The following is a 13,137-nucleotide window of genomic DNA, read 5'->3' as shown; positions in this document are numbered from 1 at the left end:
GGAGGTCAGTCGTGCATCGGCGAGGGCTTGCCGATGTTCTCGGGGCCGAACGAGTCGGGAAGCAACTCGTCCATGGTGTAGCTCTTCAGCCAATGACCGCTGCCATCGAGGACATGGATGCGCGTCGCCGGCGAGGCGAATTCGCGGATCCGTTGCCGGCAGTCGCCGCAGGGCGTGCACAGATGCTCGGCGGGGCCGATCACGTAAAGCGTGTCGATCAGCCGCTCGCCGTTGGCGACCATCGCGGCGATCGCCCCGGCCTCGGCGCACAGTCCCTTGTAGTTGGCGATCTCGACGTTGCAGCCGGCATAACGCTGGCCGCTAGCGGTTTCGATCAGCGCACCCACCGGATGCGCCGAATAGGGGGCGTAGGCCTGGTCGCGGACCGCCAGCAGGCGTTCGGCGACGCTTGGATCGATGGCGCTCATGAGGGTTGCCTCGCCTGGTCGTCTCTCAATAGCCCTTCCAGGGTGATCGCCATCATCTCGGCAAAGCCGGTCTGGCGCGCCTGCGCGTCGAGCGCCTCGCCCTTGAGAATATGGTCGGAAACCGTGCAGATCGTCAGCGCGCGGGCACCGAATTCGGCGGCGACGCCATACAGGCCGGCGGCTTCCATCTCGACGCCGAGAATGCCGTGGCGTTTCAGGGTCTGGAAGAATTCGCTATCCGGCGTGTAGAAGAGATCGGCCGAGAACAGGTTGCCGACCAGGACCTTCGTGCCACGCTCCCGGGCGGCGTCGACGGCATGACGGGTCAGCTCGAAATCGGCGATGGCGGCGAAGTCGTGGCCATTGAAACGCGCGCGGTTGACGCCGGAATCGGTGCACGCGCCCATGCCGACGACGATGTCGTTGACCGCGACGTCATCGCGTACCGCGCCGCAGGAGCCGACCCGTACCAGGCGGTCGACGCCGTACTCGGTGATCAGCTCCTTGGCGTAGATGGAGAGCGAGGGGATCCCCATGCCGCTGCCCATCACCGAGATCCTGCGACCCTGGTAGGTGCCGGTGAAGCCGAGCATGTTGCGCACGCGATTGACGCATTCGACGTCCTCGAGAAACGTCTCGGCGATGAACTGGGCGCGCAGCGGGTCGCCGGGCATCAGCACGGTATCGGCGAAGTCGCCCGGCTTTGCTTCGATATGCGGGGTGGCCATCAAGAATCTCCTCGAATCGTTTCAGCTGACAGCGAGCGGCCATAGTCCATCGGACCCAGGCCAAAGTGCTCGGCGAGCGTCTGGCCGATATCGGCGAAGGTCTCGCGACGGCCATAGCTACCGGGCGCCAGTACGTCGCCGCCAATCAAGATCGGCACCTGCTCGCGGGTGTGATCGGTGCCGCGCCAGGTGGGGTCGTTGCCATGATCGGCGGTGAGGATCAAAAGATCCCCCGGATGTAGCCTGGCCTGGATCTCCGGCAGGCGACGATCGAACGCTTCCAGGGCGCTGGCGTAGCCTTCCGGGTCGCGGCGGTGGCCGTAGAGGGTGTCGAAGTCGACGAAGTTGGTCATCACCAGCGTCCGATCGCCCGCTTCATCGATGGCGGCCAGCGTGGCATCGAACAAGGCGTCATGGCCGTGGGCCTTCAACACCTTCGAGACGCCGCAGTGGGCGTAGATATCGCCGATCTTGCCCACGCCGAGAACGCGGCCGCCGCTGTCGTGCAGTTTCTGCAACACGGTCGGGCTGGGCGGTTCGATGGCGTAGTCGCGGCGATTGCCGGTGCGCTCGAAGGTTTCCGGCGTCTCGCCGACGAACGGCCGGGCGATGACCCGGCCGATGTTGTAGGGCATCAGCAGCTCGCGGGCGATCTCGCAGAGCGCATAGAGCCGGTCGAGCCCGAAATGGCTCTCGTGGGCGGCGATCTGGAATACCGAATCCGCCGAGGTATAGACGATCGGCTTGCCGCTGGCGATGTGCGCCTCGCCCAGCGCCTCGAGCACCGGAATCCCCGACGCGTGGCAATTGCCGAGCACGCCGGGCAGCTCGGCGCGCTCGACTAGCGCTGCCAGCAAGTCGGGCGGGAAGCTGTTCTCATGCTCGCTAAAGTAGCCCCACTCGAACAGCGCCGGCACCCCGGCGATCTCCCAGTGGCCTGAGGGCGTGTCCTTGCCGGAGGAGATCTCGCGGGCGCAGGCCCAGGCGCCATCGGCGGCCTCAAGAGGTGTGATCCCCGCTGCCCATTCGCCGCTGCTCAGGTGGTGAGCGTGATAGAGGCCCAGTCGCGCCAGGTTGGGGAGCTGGAGCGGGCGGCCGGCAGCGGCCCGATGGCGGGCGATGTGGCCGAGCGTGTCCGCACCGGCGTCGCCGAAGTCGGCGGCATCCGGTGCGTTGCCGATGCCGAAGGAATCGAGTACCAGGACGATGGCGCGTTTCATGACTGATCTCCGGGTTCGCTGAGACGACCGTCGGGGGCGACGATGGCGTGGACCAGCGGGCGCGGCGGCGGTGCCTCGCCGAGTCGCATGGCCTCGCGCAGGCTGGTCGCGGCGCGTTCGGCCTCGGCTTCGCTGCGCGCATGGACGAAGGCCAGCGGCCGCTCGCCGTCGACACGTTCGCCGAGCGCGGCGATGTCGCTCAGCCCCACGGCGTGATCGATCGCCGCGCCGGCCTGGCGCCGTCCGCCGCCGAGCTCGACCACCGTCATGCCCAGCGCGCGGGTGTCCATGGCGGCGAGATGGCCGCTACCGCCAGCGAAGACCGGGCGCACCACCGGCGCCTTGGGCAGGTAATGCTCGCTGCGCTCGACGATGTCCGCCGGGCCGCCGAGTCCGGCGACCATCCGCGCGAAGCGCTCGGCGGCGGCCCCGGAGGCGAGTGCCTTGTCGAGACGCGCGCCGGCATCGGCGTCGTCACGGGCCAGCCCGCCGGACTTGAGCATGACCACGGCCAGCGCGCGGGTCACCCGGTATAAGCGGCTGTCACGCCGCTCGCCGCGCAGCACGGCGATCGCCTCGGCGACCTCGACGGCGTTGCCGGCGCTGCCCGCCAGCACCTGGTCCATGTCGGTGATCAGCGCGCTGGTCGGCGTGCCGGCGCCGGTGGCGATGGTGGCGATCGCTCGGGCCAGTTCTCGAGAGGCTTCATGGGTAGGCATAAAGGCGCCGCCGCCGGTCTTGACGTCCATCACCAGCGCGTCGAGCCCGCAGGCGAGTTTCTTGCCGAGGATCGAGGCGACGATCAGCGGGATCGACTCGACCGTCGCGGTGACGTCGCGTACCGCATAGAAGCGCTTGTCGGCGGTGGCGAGATCGCCGGTCTGGCCGATGATCGCTACGCCGGCATCCTTGACCAGCCGCCGGAACTGCGCGCTCGAGGGGGTGATGTCGTAGTCGGGGATCGACTCGAGCTTGTCGAGCGTGCCGCCGGTGTGGCCCAGCCCGCGACCCGAGATCATCGGCACGTGGCCGCCGCAGGCGGCGACCCAGGGGCCGAGCACCAGCGACACTACGTCGCCCACGCCGCCGGTGGAATGCTTGTCGATCACCGGGCCGGGCAGGTCCATGTCGTGCCAGTTGAGCACTTCGCCCGAATCGCGTATCGCCTCGGTCAGGGCGATGCGTTCGGCGTCGTTCATGTCGTTGAGAAATACCGCCATGGCGAAGGCGCCGATCTGTTCGTCGCCCACCGAGCCGTCGGCGATGCCGTTGACGAACTGGCGGATCGCTGGCGCCTCGAGCGCCTTGCCGTCGCGCTTGGCGCGAATGATTTCGGCGATCAGCATCAGTAACCTCCCGATGTCGCCTCGCCACCGGACGGGGCGATGTCGAGCGTCTCGAGCAGGTCGCCGAGCAGGCTCGAGGCGCCGAAGCGAAAGTGCCCGGGGGTGATCCAGGCGTCGCCCAGCAAGCGGGCCGCCAGGTCGAGGTAGTGGGCGGCATCGTCGGCGCTGCGCACGCCGCCGGCGGCCTTGAAACCGACCTCGCGCCCGCTGTCGCGGATCGCGGTGAGCATGATCTCGGCGGCCTCGAGGGTGGCGTTGACCGCGACCTTGCCGGTCGAGGTCTTGATGAAGTCGGCACCGGCCTCGATGGCGATCCGGCTTGCCCGGCGGATCAGCGCGGCGTCGGCGAGTTCGCCGCTTTCGATGATCACCTTCAGGCAGCGCTCGCCGCACGCCGTTCTGCAGGCTTCGACCAGCTGGCGGCCGGTCGCTTCGTCGCCGGCCATCAGCGCGCGATAGGGGAACACCACGTCGACTTCGTCGGCGCCGGCTTCGATCGCCTGGCGGGTTTCGGCCTCGGCGGCGGCGACATCGGCCGCGCCGTGGGGAAAGTTGGTCACCGTGGCGATCCGCACCCGGCCGGACAGCCCGGCTTCGGCGAGCGCCTGACGTGCGGTGGCGATGAAACGCGGGTAGATGCAGACCGCGGCCGGATGGCCGGCGGGCGTGGCCGCCTGACGGCACAGTGCGTTGATCCGTTCCTCGTTGTCGTCGTCGTTGAGGCTGGTCAGGTCCATCAGGGCGAGGGCCCGACGGGCGACGTCTTGGCGTGCTGTCATCGTTAGGTCACCGTTGTGGGAAAGGGGCAAGAGGCGACGGCGAATCGAGCGCCTGAAAGGGCACTCGATTCGCGAACCGGAGTCCGGCTCAGGACAGGCTGATGAACAGCCCGGCGATCACCGCGGACATCAGGTTGGACAACGTGCCGGCGAGAACCGCCTTGAGGCCGAAGCTGGCGATCTCGTGGCGACGGTTGGGCGCCATGCTGCCCAGGCCGCCGAGCAGGATGGCGATCGACGACAGGTTGGCGAAACCGCACAGGGCGAAGGACAGCACCGCCTGGGTGTGTTCGCTCATCGCCTGGCCGGTGGCCGCCACCATCTGCTCGCCCTCGATGTAGGGGGCGAGATTGATGAAGGCGACGAACTCGTTGACCACCAGCTTCTGGCCGATGAACGAGCCGGCGACGATCGCCTCGTCCCAGGGGATGCCGAGCAGGAAGGCCAGCGGCGAGAACAGCCAGCCGAGGATCATTTCCAGGCTCAGGCTGTCCATGCCGAACCAGCCGCCGATGCCGCCGAGCATGCCGTTGATCAGGGCGATCAGGGCGATGAACGCGAGCAGCATGGCGCCGACGTTGGCGGCCAGCAGCAGCCCCGAGGACGCTCCGCCCGCCGCGGCGTCGAGTACGTTGGAGGGCTTATCCTCGGCCTCGATCTGCTCGACCTGCTGGGTGTCGTCGTTGGGCTTCTCGGTCTCGGGCATGATCAGCTTGGCGAACAGCAGGCCGCCGGGGGCCGCCATGAACGAGGCCGCGACCAGGTATTCCATGGGAATGCCCAGCGCGGCGTAGCCGCCGAGCACCGAGCCGGCCACCGAGGCCAGCCCGCCACACATTACCGCGAACAGTTCGGAGCGGGTCATGTTGGCGATGAACGGACGCACCACCAGCGGTGCCTCGGTCTGGCCGACGAAGATGTTGGCGGTGGCCGACATCGACTCGGTCCGCGAGGTGCCCAGCAGCTTCTGCAACGCGCCGCCGAGAATGCGGATCACCCACTGCATGATGCCCAGGTAGTAGAGCACCGCGATCAGCGACGAGAAGAAGATGATTACCGGCAGCACCTTGATGGCGAAGATGAAGCCCACGCCACTGCCGGGGTCGGCGAGGCTGCCGAACAGAAAGCCGATGCCGTCGTTGGCGTATTGCACGACCTGGCTGACGGCGTCGGAAATGGTCTTGAGTACGGTCTGGCCGAACGGCACATAGAGTACGAAGGCGCCGATACAGGCCTGGATGGCGAAGGCGCCGCCCACGGTACGCAGGCGAATGGCGCGCCGGTTGCTGGAAAACAGCAGCGCGATCAGGATCAGCACCGCCATCCCGACCAGGCTCATGATGATGGTCATGGGTCTTCCCTTTGTTAGCTTTTTAACAGCTCGAATGGTTCGTCACGCATCAATGACTACGAGGCTTGCCTATTAGGCCTCAAAGAAAGTTGTATTTCAGCGTGTAAATCATCGCGTTCTGATAGTGATCCGCGGTGCCCAGCTTGTTATTGGAGTAACGGTACTGGACGCCGGTGGTCACGGCCTCGATCGGGTGCCACCACAGCGACACGGCGCCATTGGTGCCCAGGCTGCCGGCCGGGCCGTTGACGTAGTTCTCCTCGAGATACTCGTCGGCGCGGTCGAAGGTCTGCTCGTGCCAGTTGGTGATGCTGAAATTCTCGCCATAGGCCTGGAAGTCGTAACCCAGCACCCAGCCCAGCATGTAGCCGTTCTCGCCGCTGTAGGCGCCGGATTGGCTGTCCACCCAGGCCTTGCCGATGAACGGCTTGAACCACAGCCCGTTGTCGAAGGTGTGGTGATAGCCGAAGCCGACGACGCGATCCTGCTCTTCGCTGTTGTAGCCGTAGTCGCGGAAGTCGTAGACATGGAAATACAGCGAGAAGGGCGTGTCGCCGAGATAGATGTGCGAGGTCACCTTGGCGGCGCTGCGGCGATTGTCGCGGCCGTCTTCCTCGCTCTGGTCGTTCTGCGGGTTCTCGAAATCGTAGAAGCCGTAGAACTCGCCCCAGTCGAAGCCGACCCCGCCTTCCAGCTCGAGGTAGAAGAAATCGCCCTTGGCGGCGTTGGTTTCGGTACGCTGCTCGGTGCCGTTCGACCAGTCGAGATAGTTGACCGAGACATTGGCGAACGACCACTGCGGGTCGAGGCTGGCGGCGTTGGCGGGCAGGGCGTTGACGGCCAGCAGCACGCCACCGGAGACGGCCGGGGCAAGACGACGAAAAGAGGCATTGAGCATGTCAGGTTCCTTGGGTGTTGTAGTTGTTACGCGGGAATAAACAGCCAGCGCGAGGATGGCTGCTCTGCGCACGATGGACGAATGCAGTCGTGAGCGGGCTTTGGTGTTATCCAAGTAACATTCAAATGTTATTTTAATAACATTGGTAGCCGCAACCCGGATGCGTTGTCAAATATCAACGCTGGGGATTCGCGGCCATCTGGGTAACAATCGGTTCAGCGCGAACGACGAGCCGTTCGCGGAGCCGGTGAATGGATGCAGCATGAACGGGAGTAGCCTATGAGAGGGCGCAGTGCGATACGCCTGGCGCGATTGCAGCAGGCGCTGGCCGGCGGCGGCACGCTGCGCCTGGCCGACGCCGCACGGCTGTGCGGCGTCTCGGAGATGACCATTCGGCGCGATGTTGCGGCCAGTGGCGGCACCATGACCTTCCTCGGTGGGTGGCTGATGATGGCCCGCGACCCGCAGTTCGCCCCGCTCTATAATCTCGATGAGCAGAAAGGCAGCCATCCGCTGGCCAAGCAACGGCTCTGCCAGCGTGCGGCGGGCTTCATCGACGACGGCGATTCGCTGTTCATCGATTGCGGCACCACCCTGATGCCCTTGGTCGGCACTCTCGATGCCTTCGATCAGCTCACCGTCGTCACCTATGCGCTCAATGTCGCCAATGCGGTCAGCCATCTGCCCAACGTGCGCCTGGTACTGCTCGGCGGGCTCTTCCATGCCTCGTCGTCATCGTTTGAAAGCGACGCCATGGCGGCGTCCATCCGCCGCCTGGGCATCAACAAGGCGTTCATCTCGGCGGCGGGCATCCATCCCGAGAAAGGCGTCAGCTGCTTCCATTTCCATGAGGTGGTGCCCAAGCAGGCGGCGATCGACAGCGCCGGCCAGCGCATTTTGGTCACCGACGACAGCAAGTTCGGGGTCATTCGCCCGGCCTTCTTTGCCAGCCTCGACCAGTTCGACATCATCGTCACCGACGCCGAGACCGGCCAGCACCTGCAGGATGCCCGGCCGACGCCCGAGGAAGCCGGCGCGCCGCGGGTGATGATCGCCTGACGGCGCTGACCGCGGGTCCGTCGAATACCCGTAGCAGCAGGCCTGCCGAACTCGGCGATTGCGCCCCGGCGTGCTAGCCTGGCTGATGAGCGGTTGTCAAGATGCGCACCCCTGCGGCAAATCGCCCCTTCTCATATGCGCGCTATTCGAGGACAATGCGCGCGTTTCGCGGTGTGTGGCGGTCAAGCTGTCGTCCCTGCTTGCCGAGTCCAGTCCACGCCGGATTATCGAGCCAGCGCGTCATTTCTGATAAGCCACTGCCCAGCAGTGTCCAGGCGGTCTGCCGCACGTACCGGACAGGCACCTTGGCAACAACCCTGTGCCGATGGCACTGAACGGTCGAGTTCCTAGCGTACCTGTTGCCGATGGTCGTCTCCATGCTCTGACGAGGTCGAGAGATGAGAAAGAAGAAATACTCCCGCATTTTCACTATTCTGCCGCTATTGCTGCTGCCATTGCTGTTGAGTGGCTGCGGCTCGGCGTTGATGGATCCCAAGGGGGAGATCGGGCAAGGCCTGAAGTCGCTGATCCTGACCAGCTTCGGCCTGATGCTGATCGTGGTCATTCCGGTCATCGTGATGACCATCGTCTTCGGCTGGCACTACCGTCGTACCAATCTCGAAGCCAAGTATTCGCCGGACTGGGCCCACTCGAACAAGATCGAGGTGGTCGTCTGGTTGATCCCCAGCGTGATCATCCTGTTCCTGGCGATCCTCACCTGGCAGACCTCGCATGAGTACGACCCGCACAAGCCGATCGCCGACGAGTCCGAGACGATGGAAATCGATGTCGTCTCGCTGGACTGGAAGTGGCTGTTCATCTATCCGGACCAGGGCATCGCTACCGTCAACGAGGTCGTCTTTCCCGTCGATACGCCGGTGCATTTCCGGGTGACCTCGGGCTCGGTGATGAACTCGTTCATGATTCCTCGCCTCGGCAGCCAGATCTACGCCATGGCGGGTATGGACAACGACGTCTATCTGATCGGCGACGAACAGGGCGTCTATGGCGGGCGCACCACCAACTACAGCGGTGCCGGCTTCTCCGAGATGATCTTCGATGCGCATGTCACCTCGCAGCAGGAGTTCGAGGCGTGGGTCGACGAGGTTCGCCAGTCGCCCGATTCGCTTTCGTTCCCCAAGAGCTATAACGAATTGGCGGAGCCGAGCATCGATCATCCGGTCGAGTACTTCTCGGATGTGCCGGCGGATCTCTATGACCAGGTCATCGCCAGCTTCCACGGTGGCAGCGGTGGGCCCGGTGACGGTCATGGCGCACACGGTGAACACGGCGCCTCCGCCAGCGAAGGTCACGGTGAGCAAGGTCAAGGCGAGCACAGCGGTAAGCCCATGAGCGCAGAGGCAGCGGAGTAACATTATGTTCGGAAAACTTAGCCTAGAGGCTATTCCCTACCATGAGCCGATCATTATGGTCGTTGCCATCGTCATGGCGATTGGCGGTGCGGCTCTCGTCGGGGGAATAACCTACTTCAAGAAGTGGGGATATCTGTGGAGTGAGTGGATCACCTCCATCGATCACAAGAAACTCGGCATCATGTACTTCCTGGTCGCGCTGGTCATGCTGATTCGCGGCTTCTCCGATGCCATCATGATGCGTACCCAGCAGGCGATGGCCTACGGTGGGGCGGAGGGCTACCTGCCGCCCGAGCACTATGACCAGGTCTTCACCGCCCACGGCGTGATCATGATCTTCTTCGTCGCCATGCCCATGGTCATCGGCCTGATGAACCTGGTGGTGCCGTTGCAGATCGGTGCGCGCGACGTCGCCTTCCCGTTCATGAACAACCTGAGTTTCTGGCTGTTCGCGGCGGGTGTGGTGCTGGTCAACATTTCGCTGGTGGTCGGCGAGTTCGCCAAGACCGGCTGGCTGGCCTACGCGCCGCTTTCGGGCATCGATTACAGTCCCGGGGTCGGGGTCGATTACTGGATATGGGCGCTACAGATATCGGGGATCGGCACCACGCTGACAGGTATCAACTTCTTCGTGACCATCCTGAAGATGCGCACCAAGGGCATGACCCTGTTCCGCATGCCGATCTTCACCTGGACGGCGCTGTGCACCAACGTGCTGATCATCCTGTCGTTCCCGATTCTGACGGCAACCATTGCCCTGCTCACGCTCGATCGTTATTTGGGGATGCATTTCTTCACCAATGACATGGGCGGCAACCAGATGATGTACGTCAACCTCATCTGGGCCTGGGGCCATCCCGAGGTTTACATCCTGATCCTGCCGGCGTTCGGGGTCTTCTCCGAGGTCATCGCGACCTTCTCGAAGAAGCGCCTGTTCGGCTACAACACCCTGGTGTGGGCGACCATCGCGATCACGCTGCTGTCGTTCATCGTCTGGCTTCACCACTTCTTCACCATGGGGGCGGGCGCCAACGTCAACGCCTTCTTCGGCATCACCACGATGATCATTGCCATCCCCACCGGGGTGAAGATATTCAACTGGCTGTTCACCATGTATCGCGGTCGCCTGGAATACTCGACGCCGGTACTGTGGACGATCGGTTTCATCATCACCTTTACCCTGGGCGGCATGACCGGTGTGATGCTGGCGGTGCCGGGTGCCAACTTCGTGCTGCACAACAGCCTGTTCGTGATCGCGCATTTCCACAACGTGATCATCGGCGGCGTAGTGTTCGGCATGATGGCCGGTCTGGTCTACTGGTTCCCCAAGGCGTTCGGCTTCAAGCTCGACGAGAAGTGGGGCAAGCGCAGCTTCTGGTGCTGGCTGGTCGGTTTCTACATGGCGTTCATGCCGCTCTACGTACTGAGCTTCTTCGGCGCCGTGCGTCGCATGCAGTCCTACGAGAACCCCGATTGGCTGCCGCTGATGCTGGTTGCCTGGGTCGGTGCGTTCATCGTTCTGCTGGGTATCGCCTGCACGGTGATCCAGCTGATAGTCAGTGTGCGCGACCGTGAGGCACTTCGCGATGTGACCGGCGACCCGTGGGATGCCCGTACCCTTGAATGGGCCACGTCCTCGCCTGCACCGCACTACAACTTCGCGCATCTGCCGGCGGTCGACTCCATCGACTATTTCTGGGAAATGAAGAAGCAGGGCAATCTCATGACGTCCGAGCCGCCCTACGAAGCTATCCACATGCCCAAGAACACCGCGGCGGGTCCGATCATGGGTCTGTTCAGCATCGTCTTCGGCTTCGCGCTGGTCTGGCACATCTGGTGGCTGGTTGGCGTGGGTACGATTGGCATGTTCATCGCCTTCATGCTGCGTATCTTCAATGAAGACGTCGATTACTACGTTCCCGCAGCGGAAGTCGAGCGCGTCGAGAAAGAACATCATGCACGACTCGCCAGAGCCGGCAGCGATGCCCGCCACGAGACGAACGACGGTAACTTGGGGGTGCAGGCGTAAATCATGGCTACCGATACTCTAAGCAACTACGACGCTCATGCTCACGAGCATGAGCACCACGACGCCGCCGGCACCAAGGTCTTCGGCTTCTGGATCTACCTGATGAGCGATTTGGTGATCTTCGGGTCACTGTTCGCGGCATATGCCGTGCTCCACGGGGGCACGGCGGGTGGGCCTACATCGCAGGAACTCTTCGAGCTGCCGTTCGTGCTGGTCGAGACCTTCCTGCTGTTGTTGAGTAGTTTCACCTACGGCATCGCCGTGTTGGCGATGAACGCCGACAAGGCGGGCCAGGTGCGTGCCTGGCTGGCGATCACCTTCCTGCTCGGCGCGGGCTTCGTAGGGATGGAGATCTACGAATTCCAGCATTTGATCCATGAAGGCTACGGCCCCGACCGCAGCGCCTTCCTGTCGTCGTTCTTCACGCTGGTGGGTACCCACGGTCTGCACGTGAGCTTCGGCCTGCTGTGGATCCTGATCATGTTCATCCAGGTGTCGACCAAGGGCCTCACCGAGGTGACCCGGCCACGGATCATGTGCCTGAGCCTGTTCTGGCACTTCCTGGATATCGTCTGGATCTGCGTATTCACCCTAGTCTACCTGATGGGAGCCCTGTGACATGAGCGACTCACACACTGCACCCAGTGGCGCCAGCCACGGTAGCGTCAAGTCCTATGTGATCGGCTTGATCCTGTCGATCGTGCTGACGCTGGTGGCCTTCGGCGTGGTCATGCTGGGCGGCTTCAGCACCACGACGACGGCCGTCACGATCATCGTCATGGCGGTTCTGCAGGTACTCGTCCAGTTGGTGATGTTCATGCACATGAACACCAAGTCGGACGAGGGCTGGAACCTGACGGCATTCGTGTTCACGATCGTGATCCTAGGGCTGATCGTCGGCGGTTCGCTGTGGATCATGCAGCATCTGCACCAGAACATGATGGCCGGCTAAGCCGCGCTCGTGATGATCAAGCACTATCTGTCATTGACCAAGCCGGGCATCATTTTCGGCAACCTGATCTCCGTGGCCGGGGGCTTCTTCCTGGCCTCGCAGGGCAGCGTGGACTTCACGCTCCTGCTGGCCACGGTGGTGGGTATCGCGCTGGTGATCGCCTCCGGCTGTGCGTTCAATAACTATATCGATCGCGATATCGACCGGCTGATGGAACGCACGCAGGACAGGGTACTGGTCCAGGGGCTGGTGTCGCCCGGGGCGACGCTGATCTTCGCCACGCTGCTGGGGCTGGCCGGTTTCGGCGTGCTGTACGTCGGCACCACACCGACGGCCCTGCTGTTCGCGGCGATCGGCTTCGCCATCTACGTGGGGGCTTACAGCCTCTACCTGAAGCGTCACTCCGAGTACGGCACGTTGATCGGCAGCCTGTCCGGGGCGGCACCGCCGGTGGTCGGCTATTGCGCGGTCAGCAACGAGTTCGATCTCGGTGCGCTGACGCTGCTGCTGATCTTCTGCCTGTGGCAGATGCCGCACTCCTATGCGATCGCCATCTTCCGTTTCAAGGATTATCGTGCCGCAGCGATTCCGGTGCTGCCGGTCATCCGCGGCGTGAAGACCGCCAAGCACTATATCGCCGGCTATATCGTCGCGTTCCTCGCGGCGACGCTGCTGCTCAGCTTCGCCGGCTATGCCGGTTATGGCTACTTCATCGTCGCCGCGGCGATGGGCGGCTACTGGCTGTACATGGCGCTGGCCGGCTATCGCACGACGAACGACGAGGCATGGGCGAAGAAGGTCTTCATCTTCTCGATCTTCACCATCACCGCCTTGAGCGTGATGATGGCGATCGATTTCCAGCTACCCGGTACGCCGGTGCTGTGGACCTCGTTGCGCTGACAAGCCGTCGGCAAGACTCCGCCGCCGAACCAAGCCACACGCTCGCGTGTGGCTTTTTTCATGCCCGACTATTG

13 protein-coding genes are annotated in these 13,137 nt (G+C 63.7%); 6 read left to right on the top strand and 7 right to left on the bottom strand.

The genetic code is table 11. The features are described from left to right. Positions 1-5 precede the first annotated feature (5 nt). From cdd to R6258_RS15250, 7 genes are all read right to left on the bottom strand, one after another. Positions 6-428 carry a cytidine deaminase gene (gene cdd / locus R6258_RS15280; RefSeq protein WP_318452454.1) on the bottom strand — a complete coding sequence of 141 codons (423 nt, stop codon included), beginning with the start codon at positions 426-428 and terminating at the stop codon, positions 6-8. After that, positions 425-1,156, bottom strand: a complete 732-nt coding sequence (gene deoD / locus R6258_RS15275; protein WP_318452452.1) for a purine-nucleoside phosphorylase — start codon at positions 1,154-1,156, stop codon at positions 425-427. Before deoD ends, cdd begins: the two co-directional genes overlap by 4 nt. Next, complete coding sequence (locus R6258_RS15270; protein ID WP_318452450.1) at positions 1,156-2,376, bottom strand: phosphopentomutase; 1,221 nt, start codon at positions 2,374-2,376, stop codon at positions 1,156-1,158. Before R6258_RS15270 ends, deoD begins: the two co-directional genes overlap by 1 nt. Beyond that, complete coding sequence (gene deoA, locus R6258_RS15265; protein ID WP_318452448.1) at positions 2,373-3,722, bottom strand: thymidine phosphorylase; 1,350 nt, start codon at positions 3,720-3,722, stop codon at positions 2,373-2,375. Before deoA ends, R6258_RS15270 begins: the two co-directional genes overlap by 4 nt. Beyond that, positions 3,722-4,501: a deoxyribose-phosphate aldolase gene (gene deoC / locus R6258_RS15260; protein ID WP_318452442.1), complete on the bottom strand. Its 780-nt coding sequence runs from the start codon at positions 4,499-4,501 to the stop codon at positions 3,722-3,724. Before deoC ends, deoA begins: the two co-directional genes overlap by 1 nt. Before the next feature lie 88 nt (positions 4,502-4,589). Further along, positions 4,590-5,852 (bottom strand): NupC/NupG family nucleoside CNT transporter, encoded by a 1,263-nt coding sequence (locus R6258_RS15255; protein WP_318452436.1) that lies wholly within the window; start codon positions 5,850-5,852, stop codon positions 4,590-4,592. Between the two features lie 79 nt (positions 5,853-5,931). Then, positions 5,932-6,750, bottom strand: coding sequence for an outer membrane protein OmpK (locus R6258_RS15250; protein WP_318452434.1), 819 nt, complete (start codon positions 6,748-6,750; stop codon positions 5,932-5,934). Between the two features lie 279 nt (positions 6,751-7,029). Here R6258_RS15250 and R6258_RS15245 point away from each other — a divergent pair, with 279 nt between their 5' ends. From R6258_RS15245 to cyoE, 6 genes are all read left to right on the top strand, one after another. After that, the gene (locus R6258_RS15245; RefSeq protein ID WP_318452432.1) at positions 7,030-7,809 is read left to right on the top strand and encodes a DeoR/GlpR family DNA-binding transcription regulator; all 780 of its coding nucleotides are present in this window, start codon (positions 7,030-7,032) and stop codon (positions 7,807-7,809) included. A 398-nt stretch (positions 7,810-8,207) separates the two neighbouring features. Next, on the top strand, positions 8,208-9,182 hold the full coding sequence (gene cyoA / locus R6258_RS15240; protein WP_318452428.1) for a ubiquinol oxidase subunit II: 975 nt from the start codon (positions 8,208-8,210) through the stop codon (positions 9,180-9,182). A gap of 4 nt (positions 9,183-9,186) precedes the next feature. Further along, positions 9,187-11,211 (top strand): cytochrome o ubiquinol oxidase subunit I, encoded by a 2,025-nt coding sequence (gene cyoB, locus R6258_RS15235; RefSeq protein WP_318452425.1) that lies wholly within the window; start codon positions 9,187-9,189, stop codon positions 11,209-11,211. 3 nt (positions 11,212-11,214) lie between these two features. Beyond that, complete coding sequence (locus R6258_RS15230) at positions 11,215-11,829, top strand: cytochrome o ubiquinol oxidase subunit III (protein ID WP_318452422.1); 615 nt, start codon at positions 11,215-11,217, stop codon at positions 11,827-11,829. Position 11,830: 1 nt separating this feature from the next. Further along, positions 11,831-12,163: a cytochrome o ubiquinol oxidase subunit IV gene (gene cyoD / locus R6258_RS15225; RefSeq protein ID WP_318452415.1), complete on the top strand. Its 333-nt coding sequence runs from the start codon at positions 11,831-11,833 to the stop codon at positions 12,161-12,163. Positions 12,164-12,175: 12 nt separating this feature from the next. Continuing rightward, positions 12,176-13,063, top strand: coding sequence for a heme o synthase (cyoE, locus tag R6258_RS15220; protein ID WP_412176387.1), 888 nt, complete (start codon positions 12,176-12,178; stop codon positions 13,061-13,063). The last annotated feature ends 74 nt before the right edge of the window (positions 13,064-13,137 follow it).

Origin of the sequence: Halomonas sp. HP20-15 (genome assembly GCF_033446685.1) — a bacterium.
Classification (GTDB): Bacteria; Pseudomonadota; Gammaproteobacteria; order Pseudomonadales; family Halomonadaceae; genus Modicisalibacter.
This window is presented reverse-complemented; position numbering and strand designations above follow the sequence as displayed.